Source organism: Mycobacterium sp. SM3041 (assembly GCF_039668335.1).
In the GTDB taxonomy this organism is placed as follows: Bacteria; Actinomycetota; Actinomycetes; order Mycobacteriales; family Mycobacteriaceae; genus Mycobacterium.
The window spans coordinates 144,506-164,826 of record NZ_JAYXBQ010000050.1 but is presented as its reverse complement, the minus strand read 5'-3'; the positions used below and the strand labels follow the sequence as shown (position 1 = coordinate 164,826).

Annotated in this window: 20 protein-coding genes; 14 read left to right on the top strand and 6 right to left on the bottom strand. The window is 65.4% G+C overall.

Going from position 1 to position 20,321, the window contains the following annotated elements; translation table 11 throughout:
• Positions 1 to 34: 34 nt before the first annotated feature.
• The 7 genes from VXD91_RS17880 (at position 35) to VXD91_RS17850 (ending at position 5,539) form a co-directional block, all read left to right on the top strand.
• Positions 35 to 943, top strand: a complete 909-nt coding sequence (locus VXD91_RS17880) for an ATP-binding cassette domain-containing protein (RefSeq protein WP_061003627.1) — start codon at positions 35 to 37, stop codon at positions 941 to 943.
• The gene (locus tag VXD91_RS17875) at positions 940 to 1,683 is read left to right on the top strand and encodes an ABC transporter permease (protein ID WP_346415983.1); all 744 of its coding nucleotides are present in this window, start codon (positions 940 to 942) and stop codon (positions 1,681 to 1,683) included. The genes VXD91_RS17880 and VXD91_RS17875 overlap by 4 nt, the downstream gene beginning before the upstream one ends.
• 282 nt (positions 1,684 to 1,965) lie before the next feature.
• Positions 1,966 to 2,490, top strand: a complete 525-nt coding sequence (locus VXD91_RS17870) for a hypothetical protein (protein WP_234785282.1) — start codon at positions 1,966 to 1,968, stop codon at positions 2,488 to 2,490.
• 111 nt (positions 2,491 to 2,601) lie between these two features.
• Positions 2,602 to 3,852, top strand: coding sequence for a hypothetical protein (locus VXD91_RS17865; RefSeq protein WP_061003623.1), 1,251 nt, complete (start codon positions 2,602 to 2,604; stop codon positions 3,850 to 3,852).
• A 39-nt stretch (positions 3,853 to 3,891) separates the two neighbouring features.
• A complete protein-coding gene (locus VXD91_RS17860; RefSeq protein ID WP_061003621.1) occupies positions 3,892 to 4,488 on the top strand; it encodes a phosphatase PAP2 family protein in 597 nt (198 codons plus the stop codon).
• 171 nt (positions 4,489 to 4,659) lie between these two features.
• Positions 4,660 to 4,815: a hypothetical protein gene (locus VXD91_RS17855; protein ID WP_165605570.1), complete on the top strand. Its 156-nt coding sequence runs from the start codon at positions 4,660 to 4,662 to the stop codon at positions 4,813 to 4,815.
• Positions 4,816 to 4,861: 46 nt separating this feature from the next.
• Positions 4,862 to 5,539 (top strand): response regulator transcription factor, encoded by a 678-nt coding sequence (locus VXD91_RS17850; protein WP_061003619.1) that lies wholly within the window; start codon positions 4,862 to 4,864, stop codon positions 5,537 to 5,539.
• On the opposite strand, the gene VXD91_RS17845 is transcribed toward VXD91_RS17850, so the two are convergent.
• The 4 genes from VXD91_RS17845 to VXD91_RS17830 form a co-directional block, all read right to left on the bottom strand.
• Positions 5,500 to 6,894, bottom strand: a complete 1,395-nt coding sequence (locus tag VXD91_RS17845) for a HAMP domain-containing sensor histidine kinase (protein WP_234880784.1) — start codon at positions 6,892 to 6,894, stop codon at positions 5,500 to 5,502. The two genes, VXD91_RS17850 and VXD91_RS17845, sit on opposite strands and share 40 nt — an antisense overlap.
• A 134-nt stretch (positions 6,895 to 7,028) precedes the next feature.
• Positions 7,029 to 7,487: an ATP-binding protein gene (locus tag VXD91_RS17840; RefSeq protein WP_346415981.1), complete on the bottom strand. Its 459-nt coding sequence runs from the start codon at positions 7,485 to 7,487 to the stop codon at positions 7,029 to 7,031.
• A gap of 197 nt (positions 7,488 to 7,684) precedes the next feature.
• Complete coding sequence (locus VXD91_RS17835; protein WP_061003612.1) at positions 7,685 to 8,143, bottom strand: YbaK/EbsC family protein; 459 nt, start codon at positions 8,141 to 8,143, stop codon at positions 7,685 to 7,687.
• A gap of 45 nt (positions 8,144 to 8,188) precedes the next feature.
• On the bottom strand, positions 8,189 to 9,421 hold the full coding sequence (locus VXD91_RS17830; RefSeq protein WP_346415980.1) for an ATP-grasp domain-containing protein: 1,233 nt from the start codon (positions 9,419 to 9,421) through the stop codon (positions 8,189 to 8,191).
• A gap of 70 nt (positions 9,422 to 9,491) precedes the next feature.
• Between VXD91_RS17830 and VXD91_RS17825 the strand changes: the two genes are divergently transcribed.
• The 4 genes from VXD91_RS17825 (at position 9,492) to VXD91_RS17810 (ending at position 14,997) form a co-directional block, all read left to right on the top strand.
• The gene (locus VXD91_RS17825; RefSeq protein WP_064860949.1) at positions 9,492 to 10,133 is read left to right on the top strand and encodes a DUF6875 domain-containing protein; all 642 of its coding nucleotides are present in this window, start codon (positions 9,492 to 9,494) and stop codon (positions 10,131 to 10,133) included.
• Positions 10,134 to 10,978: 845 nt separating this feature from the next.
• Positions 10,979 to 11,416, top strand: a complete 438-nt coding sequence (locus VXD91_RS17820; protein WP_131808858.1) for a PAS domain-containing protein — start codon at positions 10,979 to 10,981, stop codon at positions 11,414 to 11,416.
• 320 nt (positions 11,417 to 11,736) lie between these two features.
• The gene (locus VXD91_RS17815; protein ID WP_163692956.1) at positions 11,737 to 12,486 is read left to right on the top strand and encodes a GGDEF domain-containing protein; all 750 of its coding nucleotides are present in this window, start codon (positions 11,737 to 11,739) and stop codon (positions 12,484 to 12,486) included.
• A gap of 762 nt (positions 12,487 to 13,248) precedes the next feature.
• On the top strand, positions 13,249 to 14,997 hold the full coding sequence (locus VXD91_RS17810; RefSeq protein WP_346415979.1) for a PGRS repeat-containing protein: 1,749 nt from the start codon (positions 13,249 to 13,251) through the stop codon (positions 14,995 to 14,997).
• An 11-nt stretch (positions 14,998 to 15,008) separates the two neighbouring features.
• On the opposite strand, the gene VXD91_RS17805 is transcribed toward VXD91_RS17810, so the two are convergent.
• A complete protein-coding gene (locus tag VXD91_RS17805) occupies positions 15,009 to 15,158 on the bottom strand; it encodes a hypothetical protein (RefSeq protein WP_234785527.1) in 150 nt (49 codons plus the stop codon).
• A 59-nt stretch (positions 15,159 to 15,217) separates the two neighbouring features.
• On the bottom strand, positions 15,218 to 16,768 hold the full coding sequence (locus VXD91_RS17800; RefSeq protein WP_234880783.1) for a glycosyltransferase: 1,551 nt from the start codon (positions 16,766 to 16,768) through the stop codon (positions 15,218 to 15,220).
• Between the two features lie 106 nt (positions 16,769 to 16,874).
• Here VXD91_RS17800 and VXD91_RS17795 point away from each other — a divergent pair, with 106 nt between their 5' ends.
• From VXD91_RS17795 to VXD91_RS17785, 3 genes are all read left to right on the top strand, one after another.
• The gene (locus VXD91_RS17795) at positions 16,875 to 18,347 is read left to right on the top strand and encodes a M28 family peptidase (protein WP_346415978.1); all 1,473 of its coding nucleotides are present in this window, start codon (positions 16,875 to 16,877) and stop codon (positions 18,345 to 18,347) included.
• Positions 18,344 to 19,819: a M28 family peptidase gene (locus VXD91_RS17790; protein WP_346415977.1), complete on the top strand. Its 1,476-nt coding sequence runs from the start codon at positions 18,344 to 18,346 to the stop codon at positions 19,817 to 19,819. Before VXD91_RS17795 ends, VXD91_RS17790 begins: the two co-directional genes overlap by 4 nt.
• Before the next feature lie 82 nt (positions 19,820 to 19,901).
• Complete coding sequence (locus tag VXD91_RS17785; protein ID WP_162563420.1) at positions 19,902 to 20,306, top strand: hypothetical protein; 405 nt, start codon at positions 19,902 to 19,904, stop codon at positions 20,304 to 20,306.
• Positions 20,307 to 20,321: the final 15 nt, after the last annotated feature.

Here is a 20,321-nt window from a genome sequence, read left to right as displayed (position 1 = left end):
TGGCGCTGCCATCAGGCAAGGGGGTTGTCCGGCGATGATCCAGCTGACGGGATTGACAAAGGTTTTCGGGCGCAAACGCGCCGTCGATGATTTGACCTGTTCCGTCGAGCCCGGTTTCGTCACCGGTTTCCTCGGGCCGAACGGCGCCGGTAAATCCACCACGATGCGCATGATCGTCGGGCTGGACAGGCCGACCTCCGGCATCGCGACGGTGCTGGGCAAGACCTATCACGAGCTGAAGCATCCGCTGCGCAGCGTCGGTGCGCTGCTCGATGCCCGTCAGGTGCATCCCAATCGCACGGCGCGCGCTCACCTTCGGTGGCTGGCCGCCAGCAACAAGCTGCCGAAGGCCCGTGTCGATGAAGTACTGAACATCGTCGGATTGACCGATGTCGCGGGTAAACAGGCCGGCACGTTCTCGCTCGGGATGTCGCAGCGGTTGGGCATCGCCGTGGCGCTGTTGGGTGATCCCGAAGTGCTGCTGTTCGACGAACCGGTGAACGGGCTGGACCCCGAGGGCATCAGGTGGATTCGGACGCTCATGCGCGACTTGGCATCTGAGGGCCGGACGGTGTTGGTGTCCAGTCATCTGCTTGCCGAGATGGCGAACACAGCGGACCGGCTGCTGGTGATCGGGCGGGGACAGTTGATCAGCTCGAGCACCATGGCGGAGTTCCTGACCAGCTCCGGGAGCGACACCATTCGGGTCCGCAGCCCGCAGCTGGAGCGTCTTCATGAGTTGCTGACGGCGCAGGATGCGTCGGCGCAATTGGCGGACGGCGTGCTGCTGGTTCGCGGAATCTCGACGGAGCAGGTGGGGGAGTTGGCTGCCGGTCACGGAATCGTGCTGCACGAATTGGCCGCCCAGCAGGCCTCGTTGGAGGAAGCGTACATGCGACTGACCGACGACGCCGTCGACTACCGGGCGGTGGGTGCGCCATGACGATCAACGCCGAGCGGATCAAGCTGCAGACCACGCGGTCGCCGATCTGGCTCATCCTGACAGTTGCGGTGGTGGGTCTGGGGTTCGCCGCGATACAGGCGGCGGCACTGGGTCCGCACGGGGTGCTCAAGCCCGAGCGGGCGGCCATCGGCGTCAGCGTCTTCGGTGTGCCGATGCTGATGATCCTGTCCGCGATGTCGATCACCGGGGAGTACCGCTCCGGCATGATCCGCACGACGTTCCTGGCCACCCCCAACCGAGCGTGGGCACTGGCAGCGAAAGCGCTCGTGACGGCGGCGCTTTCCGCGGTCGTCACCGCGGTCATGGTGGCGGGCTCGATCGCGTTCGCGGCGTCGTTGGTGACCGCAGAGCAGGCCGAGGAGTTGTCCTTCTCGAACGCGGAGGTCTGGCGTGCGATCGGCACGATGTCGCTGTATGCCGTGCTGGGCGCGGTGCTGGCGGTCGGTCTGGGCGGGTTGTTGCGGCACGCGGCGGCAGTGGTCGCGGTGGTGTTGTTGATGCCGTTCGTCGTGGAACCGGTGCTCGGCGCGCTTCCTCAGGTCGGCGCACGGGTGGGACCGTGGCTGCCCTTCGGGAACGCGTACACCTTCACCAGGACCCCCTGGTTCCAGACGTTCTCGTTGTGGTGGGGACCGGCCGGCGCGGCCCTCTACTTCGCCGCAGTTGCGGCGGCGGTGTTCATGCTGGCGCTCGTGGTGGTCACCCGCCGCGACCCGTAGGGCATGGGTGTCTGCTCTCAACGGCCGAATTGGTTTGGCGCACTGGGCCTTCCCGGCGGAGTTGCGAGATTCTGCTGGAGATGGCTCGGTACTTCGATGGCTCCAACTTCGCCGCGATTGGGTCGGGCTTGTACTCCGACCAAGTCGCCGCCCGCATGGATCGCAGTCACTGCGGCCACCCTCTGGTAGCTGAATGCTGGCCTCGACTCGAATGAACCGGTTCCTGCCTGGGCTTCGTCCAACCGCCGATATTCGGACAGTTGTTGCTCTACCATCGCGCGTATGCCGGAGACTGACCCTGAAGCGCCGTCAATCTCGCGTCAGCCCGTTGCGGTAGATCTGCAACCGAAGTGGTTGGCGCCCGCATCGCTCGGAATCGCGGTCATCGCGCTAGGGGTTGCGGTCTGGGCGCTGGTGTCGCCACCACATCAGTCGTCGCCATCGGTCCCAGAGCCCACCGAGCAACAAGTCGCCGACGCGAAGGCTCGCGCGTGTGCCGCCTTCACCACCGTGCGCACGGCGGTGGCGCTACAGACGCACACCGAACTCGGCTCTGAGCCGGTTGCGGTTACGGCGGTCACAGCAGTCTCGCGTTTGGCCATGAGCAGTGGTGCTCAGTACTTGCAGACGCATCTGGACCGGGCCACGCCGGCGGACCTCACGGCCGCGATTCGCGAGTTTGCCGTTGACCTGCAGGATATTTCGATGTACGGGCAGGCCGGGATCGGCGGGGCCGACCCGGCGCAGGCGGGTCGGTTGAAAGCCGGCGAAGCTGTCAGCACGAAGATTGCCGGCCTTTGCAAGTGAGCCGCGGGGAAGCTCCGCACGTGGGTGTTCACCTGGTCCACCTGTAGGACCGACGACAGGCCCCTTCGTTCTCAGCGTCAGTTCAGCAAGCGGTGACTACCTTCCGCAGGCATGACCGGTGCTGCCCGCCCCTCAACGATCGTGAAGCGCGTGACTGCGAGCAAGGTTCCCGAAGTCACCATCTGGTTCTGGCTGATCAAGGTGCTGTGCACCACGGTCGGAGAGAGCTTCGCCGACTGGATCAACCAAGGTCTCGGTGTGGGTCTCGGTGCCACCGCGGTGCTGTTCACCGCCGTACTGGCCCTGGTCATGGGGGCCCAGCTGCGATTGCCGCGCTACGTCCCTGTCGTCTACTGGCTGACGGTCGTGGTCCTCAGCGTCACCGGCACCCTCTACACCGATCTGCTCACCGACGCCCTTGCCGTCCCGATGGCCACGAGCACAGCCGTCTTCACTGTCACTCTGGCGGTGGTGTTCGCGGTGTGGTTCGCCCGGGAGCGGACACTGTCGATCCACAGCATCACAACGCGACCGCGGGAGCTGTTCTACTGGCTCGCTGTCCTGGTCACCTTCGCGCTCGGCACCGCCGCCGGCGACTGGACCTTGACCCTGACCGGGTGGAGTGCCGGGGTATCGGTACTGCTCCCGGTCACCCTCATCGCCGCGGTGACCATCGGCTGGCGCGTCGGGGTCAACTCCGTGTTGTCGTTCTGGCTGGCGTACATCCTGACCCGCCCGCTGGGCGCCAACCTCGGCGACTGGCTTGCCACACCGCGCAGCGCACACGGTCTCGGCCTCGGATACGGCCTGACCAGTGGAATCTTCCTCGCCGCGATCGCCGCTGCTGTCGGCTATCTGACCTGGACCCGCATCGATGTGATCGAGGTCGACGATCAGGCGGCGGCCCCCGCGCCGAAGCGCACGCTATCGGCGGTGAGCACCGTCGGTTACTACGCCGTCGTGGTCTTGGCGGCCGGCGCCCTGCTGCAATGGGCCTCGATTCAGCCGCATGGCCCCGTCACCGACAGCGAGGAAGGGCCCGCGCCGACCGCGGCGGCCGCGCCTCTGGTGCCCGGCAAGGTCGGTGCCTTCCCGGCGACCGATATTGCGCACTTCCGCAACGTCACCCAAGACACGCTGGCAAAGGTCGATGCTGGAGACCAATCCGGCGCCCGAGCGCGGATCACCGACCTCGAAACCGCATGGGACCACGACCAGGACCGGCTGCAGGCCATCGACTCCAGCGCCTGGACGGCGCTGGACCGGGAAATCGACGCAGCACTCAAGTCCGTCCGATCCAGCAGCCCAAGCGTTGACGACGAAAAACAATCTCTGACAACGCTTTTGAACAGTCTGCGCTGATTCCTTCAGTCATTCGCAACTCAGAACGACAAGGCCGCGATGGACCTCGATACCCGAATCTTTTACTACATCAACAATTTCGCCCGGGACACCCCGTGGCTGCACCCGGTCGTGGCCGGATACGCCGAAGACGGTGTTGTACTGTTCGCCAGCTTTCTCCTCGCTGGATGGTGGATCGCCCGCAGAACCAACAACCCCAGTGCGATGGCAGCGGCGGTATGGGCGCCTTTGGGTGTGCTGGCAGCGGTGGCCATCAACCAGCCGATCGCCGATACCATCAATGCCACCCGTCCCTGTAATGCGCTGCCCCACATCGTCGTCTTGCATTGCAACACCGACGGTGGCTTCCCCAGTGACCACGCGATGATGGCCGGGGCCGTCGCTGCCGGGGTCTGGCTGGTGAATCGACGACTCGGCGTCATCGCCGCCATCGCGGCAGTGGCCATGGCATTGGCTCGCGTCTATGTCGGTGCGCATTACCCCCAAGACGTCGTTGCCGGTCTCGCTCTGGGCGCGACCCTGAGCGTTTCCGGATATCTCGTCGCCCGGCCGGTGCTGAGCCGGCTGGTGGAACGCGCCGCCAGGACCCGGCTGCGGCCGCTCATCACGGCCGCTGAGCCAGGTGCCGTTCACTGAAGCAGACTGTGGCGGTGGGCTTTTCAGCAGTTTTGCGTTTGAAACGTGTGCGCGGGTCTTCAGGCCTGTTCGCGCTCAGCGTCCTCACAGCGACCTGCTGTCAGTCTGGTGGCATACCCGACAGCTGCTCGGCTTCGATCAGCTGGAATCCCGTGAAAGGTGTTGATGGACATGACAGCCCGGCGAGAAGCAATCAACCTGATGGTCGGAGCCCTGATGCTGGTGGCGGCGACGATGTCGGTCCACGAGGCCCAGGAGCGCGCCCAGAACGCACCGGCTCTGTCGAACGGCGGGCACTACGACAGCGCACTCGTCCAGGGGATGTAGCCGGCCAATTTATGGCCGCCGCCTCAGTCTGTGCCAGGCTACGCAGGTGAGAGTGCTGCTGGTCGAAGACGAGCCCATGCTGGCCGAGACGATCACCGCTGGGCTGCGCGCCGAAGGGTTCGTCGTGGTCGCGGTGGCCGATGGTGCCGAGGGCCTCTGGCAGGCCACCCACGAGCAGTTCGACGTCATCGTGCTCGACATCATGCTGCCGGGTCTCAACGGCTACGAGGTCTTGCGCAAGATGCGCGCCGCACACATTTGGACGCCGGTGCTGATGCTGACCGCCAAGGACGGCGACTACGACCAGACCGACGCCTTTGATCTGGGCGCAGACGACTATTTGACCAAACCCTTTTCGTTCATGGTGCTCACCGCGCGCTTGCGGGCCTTGATTCGCCGCGGCGCACCGCAGCGTCCCGTCGTGCTGACTGCCGGCGACATTTCACTGGACCCCGCGCGCCGGACCGTGCACCGGGGTGGCGAGGACGTCTCGCTGACACCGCGAGAATTCGCGCTCCTGGCATACCTGTTGCGCCACAAGGACACTGTCCTCACAAAAACCCAGATCCTGCACAACGTCTGGGACAGTCACTACGACGGCCCCGACAACGTGGTGGAAGTCTATGTCGGCTATCTGAGACGCAAGATCGGCTCGGAGGCGATCACCACGCTCCGTGGCGCAGGCTACCGGCTCGAATCCGGCGAACCGGCAAGCGGCAACTGAACCGTCACCACGGTTCCTGCGCCAGAGCGTCGGTCCTCGATGCTGACCGAGCCATCGTGGGCGGCCACGATCTCGGAGACGATCGCCAACCCCAACCCGGTACCACCACCACGCCGGGATCGGTCGGCGTCCAGCCGGAAGAACCGCTCGAAAACCTTGTCCCGTGCGGCGGCAGGGATTCCCGGGCCGTCATCGATCACCTGCACGACGGCGTTGTCACCCTCGGCGCGCACGACGATGGTCACCTCGCTGGTGGCATGGCGGGCCGCGTTGTCGGCCAGGTTGCGCAACAATCGCACGAACCCGTCCGGATCGACGCTGGCCTTTACCGCCGAAAGATCGGAGACTATTCGCAACGTCGTTTCCCGTTTGAGTCGTGCCGCCTCCGCAGTCGCCAGATCGTCGAGATCGGTCTCGACACGACGCAGCGGCAAGCCGCGTTCATCGGCGCGCGCCAGTAGGAGCAGGTTCTCCACCAGGGTCTGCATCCGGCGTGCTTCCGGCAACAATGCGTTGGTCAGCAGCGTTCTGTCGAGGAGATCGGGGTGGGTGGCTCCGATCTCCAACGCGGACACCACCGTTGCCAGCGGGCTCCGCAGCTCGTGGGATGCGTCCCCGACAAACCGTCGTTGCGCGGCATGGCCGGCCTCGATGCGGGCCAGCATGTCGTTCATGGTCACCGCCAGCGCGGAAATCTCATCCGACCTGCGACCGACGGGGACCCGCTCGCCCAGATCGAAGGCACTGATCGCCGACACTCGCGACCGGATGGCCTCCACGGACCGCAACGACCGGCGCACCAGCAGGTATGTGACGACTCCGGCCACCACAGCCACAACCGGCGCCGTGATCGCCAGCATCTGCCCGGCAGTGCCGATCATCTGCTCGATCGGCTCGATGCCCCCGCCCACAAGTACCGTGTACTGCCGCCCCTTGCGGGATGCCACTGTGATTGTGCTGACGCGCACGTCGTCGTCATCGGTTGCCAGCACCCCGACCTGGGCACCTTCGTGCGGCACAGGAATCAACGGGGTCTGCGGTGCGCTGTCGGATCGCTCCACCACGGTGCCGGCGGCGTCGGCGATCTGCACGGCCACGATCCGGTGATCGGTGTGCATCAATACCGATTCCACCTCATCGGGTGGTTCCTTGCGCAGCACATCGGCCACCGCCTGGGCGCGGGCCTCCGCTGCGTTGTCCACGTCGGCGCACATCATCCGGTACAGCAACAGCGTCGAGGCCGACCCCACGATCACGAGGCCGGCCAGCACCACCGCCGCGGCCACCAGCGCTGAGCGGACCGCAATGCCGCCGAACCAGCCACGCCACCGGCCTGCGAAATCCCTCAGCGCCACGCGGCGGCTCACTCGGCGCCCTGGCCTTGCAGGCCCCTCAGCGAGACCCACCCACGACCGACCCACATCGCTCCATCATTCACTGCCGTCTCCGGCAGCGATGTCACAGCGTGCGTCCTCGGCGGCGCGCGATGTCATTGCCCATCCGAAATCCATTTCGGTGCAGGCGAATTGAACAGAGATTGCCGCGTGGACGGCAACCGCACGCTCACTGCATTGGTGCACGCGCCGCGTTCACCCACGGCAAGTGTCCCGCCGTGAGTGGCGATGATCCGAGCAGCCAACTCCAGACCGGAGTTGCACTTTGACGACATCCGGCCGGTGTCGGCGACCGCGATATGGGGGCCGTCGTCGCGGATGATGATGACCGCCTGAGCATCTCGGCGGTACACCTCAAGCTCGATCGCCGATACGGCGCTGCAACGTGCATGTTCGACCAGCGCAGTGACCGCCCGGTTCAATGTCGTAGCGTCACCCACCACGTAGGTCGGCTGCAGGTCGGTTCGGATCGACAACCCAGTGTTTTGCCGCAGCCGTCCAGCATGCTGGACCAACACATCATCGAGAAAGACCATTTCTCCTTCTCGGCTCACGGCGTTGTCCTTTCTGGTCGTGTGAATGACCGGCGGCCGAGGCAACATGCTTGCCTTCGGTCAGGTGTGGCGCTACGCCGGGCATATACCTCCCGACCGTAGGAGCCACGACCTGAAGACACGCTGAGAACGATCAGAAATTAGAGTTCGCCAGCACGGCTGTGCCGCCCGTATTCGTACCCGCGTGCGGTGGGACGCTATCGGAGATCGACGGGAACTGCGTCAGTGGTGCGTTGTAAGTCGCGGGGGGCGAGTTCGATTTCGATTCCGGCTGCTCCGCCACCGACCAGAACGGTGTCATAGGTCAGCGTGTGTTGCGCGATGACGACGATGAAACTGGGGTCCAGGCCCAGTGGTGATACCCCGAGTCGGGGGTAGCCGGTAGTCGCTTCTAATTGCACGCTGCTGGCGACTTCGATTCTGCTGCAACCGAGTTCGGTGGCAACACGTTTGAGGTCTACCCGAATGTTCACCGGGCAGGTGACGGCGATCAGTCTGCCCGTGGAGTGTTCGTGGCAGATCAGCGTTTTCATAATCCGGTCCACGGGGTAGCCCAGCGCGGCTGCGAAGTCCGTCGGCGATGAGATGGGGCCGGGCAGGGCGGCGTGATCGTGCACCCGGTGCGTCACCGCGGCAGCGGCCAGGTGCGCGCGCACTCGCGCGTGCAATTCTGTCATTGATGTCCTGTCTCGTGAGTGGTATCAGTCGTTGAGCAACAGGGTGTTCAGACGCCGGTGGGTTTCTAGCAAGCCCTCGTGGTCGTCGGCGCAGCCACGTGCCATCAGCAGGTAGCCGTAGGAGCCGTCGCGCAGGTCGACTTCGGCGGTCATTGACCGTAGCGCAACGTGTTCGATGCCGGCGACGGTGCGCAACTGTGCCGACCAATCCGGTCGTAGTCGGACTCGTTGGCCGATCGGCGGCTGGAGGGCCAACTGGTAATGGACCCCGGCTGCGTTGCCCGGCCTCCGGTCGACGATCTGTCCGGCGGCCGAGTTCAGCGCGCATTCAAAAAGGTCGATGCCGGTTTGTGCGGCAACCAGGTCGGTGATGCCGCCGCCGGGAACTCTCCCGTTCACTTCGATGATGTGGGGCCCGGTCGTGGTCAGTTTGATCTCGATGTGTAGGCAGCCGCATTGCACGTCGAGTGCTAGTGCTGCCTTTAGCGCCACGTCTGCGACGTCGTGTCGCTCGACTGGGCTCAGTATCGCCGGGAGGAAGGCGCCGGTTTCTCGGAATGGTTCGGCTAGGGGCATGCGGCCGGTGATTGCGAGGACCGAGGGCAGCCCGTTGTCCACCACCACTTCAACCGAGACGTAGTCGCCGACGCCGCCGCGATCGGTTGGTGGGAAGTCACCGAGGAGTTCTTCGATGATGGTCGGTCGCCATGGGTTGGCGTGGCATCGGATTGCCAATTCTGCTGCCAGCGCCGGGAAATCGGGAATGCAGATGGTGTCGCGGCCCCCGTGCCCCGACGCCGGTTTCACCACGACCGGGTAGGTCAGCTTCTTGAGTAGTTCGTCGGCGCTGGTTGCCCTGGCCGGGCTGTCGATGCCGACAAACCCGGGTCCGGGTACGCCGGCATCGGCCAGTGCGTGGCGTTGGGCGATTTTGTCGACGAGTAGCCGTGCTGTGCAGGCATGGTTTGCTGGCAAACCAATATTCCGTGCCAGGGCGGCGGCATGCTCGATGCGTGAGTCGGCAAATGTGGTGACGCCGACGACATCGTGTAGTGTGAGCTGCGCGGTCACCTTCTCGGTGGAACTGCCGTCGGTAATGATAACGCTTCCGAATCGTCTGAGTATTCGTGCGTCGGTCTGACCGGCTAACCAGACGAGGTGAATCCCGTTTCGTGTCGCCGTCTCTGTGAGTATGAGCAGCGGGACCGAGTCGGGTTCATATACGATCGCGATTCGACGTTCGGTGGGCACTGACATGGGTGTTTTCACCCTCCACGGGGATATCGCGACAGCTGCGGCGGTTAGCAGAGACAGGGAGATTGTGCACATGGCGGTCACCCTGCTTGACGGTCTTTGCAAATTATCTGACGGCGACGATTCCGACAACGAAACGTCAGAATTTGCTCACCTGCTGCGCGGTTGGATTCGTGAGTACCTCATGGAACCGCATAGGGACCTGGGGCGGGCGGGACCGGTGTGCCCTTTTGCCCGCGCCTCGTTGGATCAGGACATGCTGTGGATTACCGCGGTGCACAGCGAACTACCGGCATTCTCCAAGTTGGTAGCTGAGCTGCACACACTGCGTGACACATTCCTGGAGCTGGAGCCGGCTGATGGCCCCGAGAGCCTGCTCAAGGCGGTGTTCATCGTGTTCCCCGATCTGACCGACGTCGCCGTCATCGATGCGGTGCAACAGGCACTCAAACCCGAATTCGTTGACGCCGGCCTCATGGTCGGCCAGTTCTATGACGGCTGCACCGAGCGCGGTCTCTGGAATGCCGACTTCCGTCCGCTGCAGTCGCCCGTTCCGCTCCTCGCGATACGGCACATGGTGGGCAGTGACTTCGCTTTTCTCAACACCTCGCCGGCCTGGGTCGAGGCTTACCTGCGACGGTTCGCGCCGACCGTCCCCTCGCCAGTGCGCGCGGCCTTAGCGGACAGATTCAGCGACCCGACCCCGCCCGGCTGAAACGCAGAGCCTGGCGTTCGCGTCGCGGACAAGAGCCCGCCGCGGCGGGGCCGTTGACCAAAAAGCGTTCGATCACCGGTCCGCATAGGTGAGCATGGTCCGCTAGGTAGGAGTATCGGCTAATAACTTAGCTCATATCATTCACAGTTAATTTCTGTTCGACACTCGTCAGTGGTCCTCTCGGAGTTGTGGCCGCACCTCCGGGAGGAGTCGTCTTCTCGCGGATGCGTCAAGTGCAGTTCGCGGATATTCGTCAGTAATACGTGTTCAAGACCGCCGATGATGTTGGGATGACCCGGCGGGTGGTAGTGAATGGCGCGATCGGTCGTCGGCGCGCGATCAGAACTTCTTTGCGACTTCTTTGCGCCCAGAAGTTGAATTAGCACTGCATCAGTGATTTGCTAGAAGTGCTAGCGCCAGTCATTTTTCGCAGGTGGTTGGTGGGGTTTGTCGCGCGACGGCGCGACGCGGGGAACGGTGTTCGCGCACCGGCTGACGGGACTGATGCATGGCAGGGAAGTACTTCGCCGACTCGGCGGCGCAGCGGTATGCGCAGACGCTCAAGACCGCCCGATCATTGCAGAGAGGCTTGGCAGGGGTCGTCCCGACTGTCGTCGGGCAGTGTCTGTCGGCCCCGATGGGAGCGTGACGCATGCATAACAATCATGCGACGGGGCACGATTCTGGTACCTCGTGGAATGTGTCAGTCGGTGCATCGGCAGCCAGCTTCCGGAGCCTCAGCGAGACCAGCCCTTACGCCGTCCTGGTGCACGATCGTGGACGTGTAGTGTACGCCAACGCCGCGGCGGCGAGTTTGACGATGGCCGAGTCGACGGGGCAGATGGTTGGCGCTCATCACCGACTTTGTGCATCCCGCAGCAATTTTGAGCGCCTTGACCGCTCCCGGCGACTCAGGCCAGGCATCGGCACCAGTGATGTCGGTTTTGCTGCGCTGCGATGGAACCACGCTCGACATCGAAGCCACCACGGTAGCCACCCCGTGGGAAGGTCGCCCCGCCCATCAGACGGTGCTGCGAGCGGTGACCACGCCAATAGTGTTGCACAGCAATACAATTAACCACGAACTGCATGTCCGGCATGCGCCGGAGGCCATCATCACCGCCACCGTCGACGGCCTGATCACCGGATGGAACATCGCTGCCGAGCGGCTGTTCGGGCGATCAGTCGCCGACTCCCTCGGGCAGCTGATCCGCGACGCGCTCGGCGTCGAACTCGATGTGGTTGCCATCGCCGCAGAGGGACGTGCCCGCGACCTCACCTGATACACGTTGACAGGAGGGCCTGTGGCGGTGCGTGTCTCTGTCGCAGCGGTCGACACCGGGTACATCCTCATCTGCACCGACCGCGCCGACGCGCTCGATACCACACAGCACTATCAGTCGGTGGTGACATCGCTGGACCGCGGCATCGTGGTCATCAATCGTGACGGCACCATCGCCTCCATCAATCCGGCCGCCATCCGCATCCGCGGACCCGGGGGCGGACGCTTTCCTAGTACACATGCTGAGCGCGCGCTGGACTACCCGGTTTCGACACCGAGGGAAACATGGTGCCTGCCCCGCAGCGGCCGGCCAACATCACCTTGCGCACCGGGCAGCCCGTCTACGCGCAGGTTCTCGGCCTGCGTCGCGACGATGGCCATCAATCCTGGATTTCGTTCACCACAACCTTGCTCAACCCCGATGAACCCGAACGTTCGCCGATTGTCATGTCGCTCACTGACGTCACCACCGAGCACCTGACCAATCTGCATCTGCGCCGCGCGGCGCACCACGACACGCTCACCGGGCTACCCAATCGTGGCCGCGCCCTGGCGATGATCACTGCGGCCATGACGCCCAGCGACCACCCTCATCTGGCGGCGCTGATGTTCATCGACATCGATCAACTCAAACGGATTAATGACTCGCTGGGGCACCACGTTGGCGATGTGGTGTTGCAAGCCTGCGCTGAGCGTCTCCAGGGGGCGATCCGCGCGACCGACACCCTCGCCCGTGTCGGCGGCGACGAATTCGTGGTGCTCGTCGCTGCACCAGCCAGCGCCGCAGACCTTCAGCAGATCGCTCGGCGGCTGCACCACGCCCTCGAGAACCCAATCGTCACCGATGAGCACACCATCGCCGTCAGCGCCAGTATCGGCGTTGCCGGCGTCGACCCGACCCGGCCAACAACGCCCACCGATCTTCTACGCCAGGCCGATGCCGCCATGTATCAGGCCAAAGCGACAGGTTCGGGCGAAACCCGATTCTTGTCGGTACATTCGGCCACCCCTCGGCACCGATCCGACGCAGACCCGCGTCATTCCTCTACGCCGCCCGAACGCAGGTTGTAGGTATGCGGCGGGAAACGTAGGCCATTCTCAGCTTGCTCGGCGCGCGCGGTACATCGCCTTGTCGGCGCGGTGCACGCTTCCATCGGAAAGCGTTTGCCCTTCCATAGTGGTGCGATCGCCTCCTCATCGGCATAAAGCACTGATCCCCGTCACGTAGCGAGCCAAACGACGCGAGAGCCTCAGCATGTACCTTCCCTGCCATCGCGATGGGCGTTGCCGCCCTTGCGTTTTGCTTCGAACTTGGCGTGATCGGTGTCCTCGATGGCGGCATCGACAATGGTCGACCGCCGCCTCGATGCCGCACCCGCAAAAGAAGATGCCGTCCGCAGAAAATGGAAACCACCCCGTCTTTTCACGATTGGCCGAGCATAGATTTGTTTGCAAAGTCGACTCTCTGCCGCGCGTTTCCATTTTCGTGTAGCGGAGAACATGGAGTGGCGCATGAGGCGTATGAGACCGATTAAAAATATTCAATCGCGATAGTTAATAAACCTTCTTCCTGCAAACTGCAAATATTTACTATGCAGTAGCAATATCAGCACTCCACGTGCGTTTATGCGGATTTTTTGAGGAATCTGTTGGCTAGTGGGCAAACATGGTAATTTCCAATAGGCCGAGCGCGGGGCGGCAAAACGCTCTGAATCCAAAGGGGATTCGATCGTGTCCAAGCATCGCAAACAAAAGTCCGGCAGGACCTTGAGGTCCGTCAATTATCTCGCGACCGGTGCCTTGGGCGTCGCAGCCGCGAGTGCCGGCATCGTAATGGCGATTCCGCCAGGCGCGGTGGACGCGCTCACAGCGTCGCCGCGAGCGGTTGAACTCACCGATTTCAGCTTCCCGCTGGCGCCTGCGCAGGATCCGAACAACCCCTTGTGGTGGTTGACCGGGTTGTTCGGGGCGAACGCGTCGCCGCCGGGACCGAAAGCGCTCATCAAGCCGTTCGCCCCGACGACGCCGGACCCATTGGACAGTCCGTGCGGTCTGATCTGTAACGGCGCGGCAGGTACGGCTGCGCACCCGAACGGCCAAGCCGGTGGCATCTTGTTCGGTGACGGCGGCGCAGGCTGGGACAGCACCGATGCAGGAGTCAACGGCGGTGACGGCGGCGCAGCAGGTCTGCTGTTCGGTAGTGGCGGCCGAGGCGGCAACGGCGCCGACGGCACCGACGTCCTGGCCGGCAGTAACGGCGGCAAGGGCGGAAACATGGGTCTGCTCGGGCTGTTCGGGACCGGCGGCAAGGGCGGTAATGGCGGCGCAGGTGGCTTCGGTGCGACTGGCGTCACCGGCGGCGCGGGCGGTGACGGCGTTGCTGGCACCGACGGCGCGACCGGTACGGCAGGTGCGACCGGCGCTACCGGAGCCGCAGGCGCAGCCGGCGCGGCAGGTACCGCGGGCACCGCGGGAACTGCGGGCACTGCCGGCGCGACCGGCTCCAAGGGCAGCGACTTTGTATTGATCGGGTTGAAGGGCGGCACTGGTGGCACCGGTGGTGCGGGCGCCGCGGGTGGCGCGGGTGCTTCAGGCGGCACTGGTGGTACCGGTGGCACTGGCGGAACCGGTGGCACCGGCGGAACCGGTGGTGCCGGTACGCCGGGCGGCTCCGGCGGCGGCGGTGGTGCCGGTGGGACGGGTCTGCAGGGTACTGCGGCCGGTGCCGGTGGTGCCGGTGGTGCCGGTGGCAGTGCCGGCCTGCTCACGTTGTTCGGTGGCGGCGGCCAAGGTGGTGACGGCGGTATTGGTGGCACCGGCGGAACCGGTGGCACCGGCGGTTCGGGTGGCACCGGCGGCACGGGTGGCAATGGTGGCAATGGTGGCGCAGGCGGCAATGGTGGCGCAGGCGGCACGGGCGGTTCCGGTGGGACTGGTGGCACGGGCGGTACCGGCGGTACCGGCGGTACCGGTGGCACCGGCGGTACCGGTGGCGCCGGTGGCGACGGCATCTCGCCGATTGCCCCGCTGCCCTTCGCGATCGCAGGTGGTGCGGGTGGCACCGGCGGTGCGGGTGGTAAGGGTGGCACCGGCGGTACGGGTGGTACCGGCGGCGCGGCCGGCGTTGGTGGTGCCGGTGGCGGCGGTGCAACCGGTGGGCCGGCGGTGCGCCTGGTGCCGGAGGCAACGGCGGCCAGGGCGGCGTGGGCGGCACGGGTGGTACCGGCGGGCGCTGCGGGCGCCGGCGGTGGTGGCGGTTTGTTGGGCGGCTTGGGAATTGGGTCCGGCGGCACGGCCGGCAGCACAGGTGCCACCGGCGCGAAGGGTGCGACAGGCGCGACCGGAGCGACAGGCAGCACCGGCGCAGCCGGAACGCCCGGAAAGACCGGCGCGTCCGGAAGTACGGGCGCCACTGGCGCCGGTGGCACTGCGGGTGCGGCAGGAAGCGCCGGACACACAGGTGCTGCCGGCAGCGCGGGCAGCACCGGCTCCGCGGGCCATGCGACGTTCGGTGTGAGCGGCGGCGCTGGTGGTGCCGGTGGCGGTGGAGGTGCCGGCGGTGCAGGTGGCGCCGGCGGATAAACCGCGAACGATCAACCGCCCTTGATGCAGAACACCTCGTCAAGGGCGGTTGTTCGTGGCCCAGCTGCGGGTTTGGCGTCCAGACGCCATAGGTCGATCATCGCCGGACCGCGGGTGGCGTCATCGACGACGACGTATCGGTGGCCTTCAGCGGTCCGCAAGACTATGTCGTTTCGTGCGTACACGCCGGAGATGGATTGTGCGTCAGCGAAGTTGACGCCTACCTGAACGACGGTCGGCTCGGCGTTGAGGACTGCCCGCATCCTGCCGACCAAATTCTCGGGGGCGAAGAACAGCCACCCCTGGTCGAGATGGAACCAGTAGCGGCCATTGATGTGCTCGCGCAGTGCGCTGAGTTCTGCCAGTGGTTCCGTCGAGGGGTGTGATCGACGAATTCTAGGAAGGGGTACTGCTCCAACAAGAGTGCCCGGTCTCGGCCGGCGAGACCGGTGTCGAGCACCAGGAATCGATGTGCCTGGCCTACGTCCAGACAGCAGTTCATGAATGTGTTGAGCGCCAGTTGGGTTGTTCGGATGTCCGGTCCCGCGATCAGGCTGATCGTCACCGCGGCACCCCGCTGGTGGCTGGACATGTTGTGTACCAATGCTTCAGGGTATGCCGACGCGGCTTCGAGCAGCGCCGGAACGGACTGATCGCGGTTCCTCGCTATTCGGCTGCGGTCCTCGCCGTTGATGTCAGTACGGGCGAGCAGCTGACGGCACAACGCAAACGATTCTGCGTGCCGGCCGGTCCATGATGCGCAGACGGATTGTTCATCGAGGGCACGCCATTGGTAGACGGACGAATCGACGAACAGGATGTCTGCCTCCGGAAGCGGTATCTCCGCTGCGCATCGTGCGAAGAGATAACCGAGCTGATACTCGCCCCGGGCACGGTACTCGGCGGCGATGGCATGTAGCGGCTCAGCGCGGGTAGGCCGGAACGCCCAAGCCCGCAGGTAAGCATCCAAGACCTGCGGCCACGGTTCGCCCAGGCGGCACATCGACCGGGCCACCTGGCATAGGGCGTAAAACGTCTCTTCGTCCCAGCCGCCCATCTCGGCGCGCCGGCCCGACCAGATTCGGGCGTTGGCGAAATCACCCAGGTTGAAATAGCTTTCGGCGAGGTAGAAGGCCGAACGTTCGTTCGTCGGGTCGCGCTGCACCTCCACCAGCAACAGGTCGCGATCCCGCTCGTACTTTCGCGGATCGTTGTTACGGGCGCCGAGTCGGCGGGACTCGATGAAGTAGTCGCCTTCGAGGCGCTCCTCGTGGAACGGCTCAGTGCAGTCGGCGTATTCGTGGACGACGCCGATGTATCGCCACGGGAGGCCGTCGCGAAATAGCTGCCGCCGCCAGTACAGCAGCCCGTCGCTGATCCGCATGGAGTAGACGTCGGCGGAGAGTCGCGTGAAGTCGGGCCGGCCGCGGACGGTGTCGTCGGCGTCCATGACCCAGATGTAGTCACTGTGGCCATGGGCGAGCTGCAGTGCTTCGGAACGGTTTTCGCCGAGATTGCGCCATCTGCGTTCGTGGACCTCCCCGGGGACTCCGAGATGCGCCATGTGATTTCGGATCGTCTCCTGGGTGCCATCGGCGGAGCCGGTATCCACGATGACCCAGTAGCTGATATAGGGCGCGACCGCATCGAGCACCTCGGTGACGATGTGTGCTTCGTTGCGCACGATCATGTTGAGGCAGATGGTCGGCCCGGGTGGATTGTCCACTGAATCCGTATACCCGATTTCGGTTGATGTTTGCTGCGCTTCCACCGAAACGGTTCAGCTCATCCACTGCGGGCGTTCGGGAACGGCCACCAGCTTCGCCATCTGGCCCGGTGCATCGGTTTCTGTGAGCCTGCACGCTACGGTGGTGCCCATGGTCCGCACCCGCGTCGCGCTCGCGCTCGTGCTGGCGGTCGGCATCTCGGGGTGCGGCCGATCGGAGCCTACGGCCGATGACTTCGCCGGCGAGCTGTCCAAGAGCGTGACGGTCGAGGCGACGACCGGTCACCTGGCCAAGCTGCAGGCCATCGCCGACGCTCACGGTGGGAACCGGGCGTTCGGCACACCTGGTTACGACGCGAGCGTGGACTACGTCGCGAATGCGCTGCGCACCAAGGGTTTCGACGTCGTCACTCCGGATATGGAAGTCAAGGTGGCGTACAACAACACGCCTGAACTGACCGTGGCCGGCACCCGGATACCGGCGCGGGCGCTGGAGTATTCGGTCGGCACCCCCGGTCTCACCGCACCGCTGGTGCCGGTCAAAGGCGGTCCCGCATCAGGCTGCAACAGTGCCGATTACGACGGCCTGCCGATCAAGGGCGCGGTCGCGCTGGTGGACCGTGGCACGTGCCCCTTCGCGGTGAAGGAGGCGACCGCGGCAGTGCACGGCGCCGTCGCGTTGGTGGTGGCCGACAACAAGGACGACGTCGACGACGCGGGCGTCCCCGCGCGGGGCGGCACCCTGGGCGCCAAGGCGACGGTGAGAATTCCCGCGGTACTGATCTCGAAGGCGGCCGGGGCTCGGCTGCGGGCCGCCCCGGGGCCGGTGTCCCTCAAGCTGGACGCCGGTGTGCGGGTTGAGCACACCCGCAACGTGATAGCCCAGACCAAGACCGGGTCCGAGCATGACGTCGTGATGGTCGGTGCACATCTGGACAGCGTCAAGGAAGGGCCGGGGATCAACGACAACGGCTCCGGCGTGGCCGCGGTCCTGGAGACGGCATTGCAGCTGGGCAGCGCCCCGAAAATCGCGAACGCGGTGCGGTTCGCGTTCTGGGGCGCCGAGGAGGAGGGCACGATCGGCTCTGACCGATACATCGAATCCCTCGACGTCGAGGCGCTCAAAGACATTGCGCTGTATCTGAATTTCGACATGCTGGCCTCGGAGAACGCCGGCTATTTCAGTTACGACGGCAACCTGTCCGGCCCGCCGCTGGCCGACGACCTGGTGCCGCGTATCCCGGAGGGCTCGGCGGGAATCGATCGCACCTTCACGGCGTATCTGTCCGATGCCGGTAAGCCGCCTCAGGACTACCCGTTCAACGGACGGTCGGACTACGACGCCTTCACCAAGGCCGGTATCCCGGCGGGTGGGTTGGGCACCGGCGACGAGGAAAACATGAACGACGAGCAGGCCCGGCTGTGGGGCGGCACCGCCGGAAAACCTTTCGACTCCAACTACCACAAGAAGACGGACGACTTGGCGCACATCAACCGCACGGCAATGGACATCATGGGTCGTGGAGTGGCTTTCGGGGTGGGGCGGTACGCCCAGGATTTGAGTGGCCGCAACGGCGTTCCGGTCCGCGATGACCGGACCCGGCACGTGGTCTCGGCATCATGAGGCGGGCACTGGCCGCCGGGCTGCTGACCGCTGTTCTGGCGTCGTGTGCACCACCGCCGCAGCCACCGGCCCCACCGCCGCCGCCCGCGCCTGATCTCGCGCGCGATCTGGCCGGCAGGGTGGGCACCGACGGCATCTACACGCATCTGAGGAAGTTCGCCGCCATCGCGGCGGAGAACAAGGGCACCCGCGCCGACGGCACCCCCGGCTACCAGGCCAGCGTCGACTACGTCGCGAACCTGCTGCGGGACAAAGGGTTCGACGTGCAGACCCCCGAGTATGTGCGCGTGGAACGCGGTGCCCCCGGCAATCCGGTGCTCGACGTCGGTGGCCGTCGGTGGGGGGTCGTGCAGGCCTCGCTGTTGACGTCCACGGCGCCCGGCGGCCTGACCGCGCCGACGTTGCACCCTGTCAAGCCGGCCGGTTGCGCTCCGGACGATTACGGCACCCTCAACCTGCGGGGAGCCATCGCGGTGGTCGACGACGCGGTGTGCTCGGTGGTCGACAAGCAGAATGCGGCGGTGGCCCGCGGCGCGGTCGCGGTGCTGGTGGTCAGCCCGCCCAGCGCGAACGGCGCCCCGCGCGGGCTGTTCAGCCCCGGCTACTACGAACACCTCAACACGCCGGTGGGCATCATCGGCAAGGACGCCGATGCCGTACTGCTGAAAACCAACAGCCCGGTGAAGCTCACCCTCGACGCCAAGAACACCGGTGTGAAATCGCGAAACGTCTTGGCTCAGACCAAGACCGGTGATCCGCACAGCGTAGTGCTGGCGGGCGCGCACCTCGACAGCGCGCCGACGAGCGCGGGCATCAATGACGCGGCAACCGGGGTGTCGGCACTGCTGGAGACGGCCGCAGCGCTGGGCGGCTCGCCGAAGATCGAGAACGCGGTGCGGTTCACGTTCTGGGGTTCGGGCGCCGTGGGTCAGGAAGGCGCCACCAAGTACGTGCGCGGGTTGGCTGCCGAACCGCTGAATGACATTGCGCTGTATCTGGATTTCGACATCCTCGGTTCACCCAACGCCGGGTTCTTCACGTTCGACGGCGACCAGTCCGGCCAGGCGAACCCTGAGATCCCGCTTGACGCGGTGCCTGCCGGGTCGGCCGGGCTCGAGCGCACGCTGGCCGGATATCTGTATCTCGCCGGCAAGCGGCCCGCCGACATGACGATGGATCTGGGCAGTGGCTACGGTCCGTTCCTCACCGCCGGGATTCCGGTCGGCGGCATCTCGACCGGCACGTCGCAGCGGAAATCGCCGATCCAGGCGCGCTTGTGGGGCGGACAGGCGGGCGCCGCTTTCGATCCCGGGTACGGGCCGAAGGGCGATACCGTCGAGCAGCTGAACCGCGCGGCGCTGGCCGTGACCGGACCCACCGTCGCGTTTGCGGTCGGCACGTACGCGCAGTCGCTGACGGGCCCCAACGGTGTGCCGTTGCACGACGAACGACACCGGCAAGCAGGCAAGTAGCCGAGTTTCACAGCTACTGCATAACTGGAATCGCCGTTCCTGTGAGTCCGGTTGCCAGGTTGCCGGGTTAGTAATGGTGCCCATGAAAAGCACCTATCGCCGTTGGTCGGCCGTTGCCGGCACCGTGACTGTCGTGGCCATGGGCGGGCTGACCGTCGCCTGTGGTTCGCAGGGCAACAACGCGCCGGCCACCGTGACAGTCACCCCGTCGAGCACCACGACCACCACGACGACGGCCAAGCAGCACCACGGCGGTGGTGGCGGCGGTAGCGCGGGCGGCGGTCAGCAGCAGGCGCCGGCGCCCGCTCCGGAGACGGTGACCAACACCGAGACGGCCACCCAGACCGAGACCCAGACGCAGACCGAGACCTCGACGTCGGTGCAGACCTCGACGGAAACGTCGACGTCGGTGCAGACCTCGACGGTCTACCAGCCGCAGCCGCGCGAGCGCGGCGGCTTCAACAACTTCGGGCCGCAGCAGCACTGATCAGGCCCTAAGTTA

What these genes read in the sequence shown, in the direction of transcription:
- VXD91_RS17880 (WP_061003627.1), top strand. Translation starts at nt 35, where the DNA reads ATGATCCAGCTGACGGGATTGACAAAGGTTTTCGGGCGCAAACGCGCC.
- VXD91_RS17875 (WP_346415983.1), top strand. Translation starts at nt 940, where the DNA reads ATGACGATCAACGCCGAGCGGATCAAGCTGCAGACCACGCGGTCGCCG.
- VXD91_RS17870 (WP_234785282.1), top strand. Translation starts at nt 1,966, where the DNA reads ATGCCGGAGACTGACCCTGAAGCGCCGTCAATCTCGCGTCAGCCCGTT.
- VXD91_RS17865 (WP_061003623.1), top strand. Translation starts at nt 2,602, where the DNA reads ATGACCGGTGCTGCCCGCCCCTCAACGATCGTGAAGCGCGTGACTGCG.
- VXD91_RS17860 (WP_061003621.1), top strand. Translation starts at nt 3,892, where the DNA reads ATGGACCTCGATACCCGAATCTTTTACTACATCAACAATTTCGCCCGG.
- VXD91_RS17855 (WP_165605570.1), top strand. Translation starts at nt 4,660, where the DNA reads ATGACAGCCCGGCGAGAAGCAATCAACCTGATGGTCGGAGCCCTGATG.
- VXD91_RS17830 (WP_346415980.1), bottom strand. Translation starts at nt 9,421, where the DNA reads ATGTCAGTGCCCACCGAACGTCGAATCGCGATCGTATATGAACCCGAC.
- VXD91_RS17825 (WP_064860949.1), top strand. Translation starts at nt 9,492, where the DNA reads ATGGCGGTCACCCTGCTTGACGGTCTTTGCAAATTATCTGACGGCGAC.
- VXD91_RS17810 (WP_346415979.1), top strand. Translation starts at nt 13,249, where the DNA reads ATGGCGATTCCGCCAGGCGCGGTGGACGCGCTCACAGCGTCGCCGCGA.
- VXD91_RS17795 (WP_346415978.1), top strand. Translation starts at nt 16,875, where the DNA reads ATGGTCCGCACCCGCGTCGCGCTCGCGCTCGTGCTGGCGGTCGGCATC.
- VXD91_RS17790 (WP_346415977.1), top strand. Translation starts at nt 18,344, where the DNA reads ATGAGGCGGGCACTGGCCGCCGGGCTGCTGACCGCTGTTCTGGCGTCG.
- VXD91_RS17785 (WP_162563420.1), top strand. Translation starts at nt 19,902, where the DNA reads ATGAAAAGCACCTATCGCCGTTGGTCGGCCGTTGCCGGCACCGTGACT.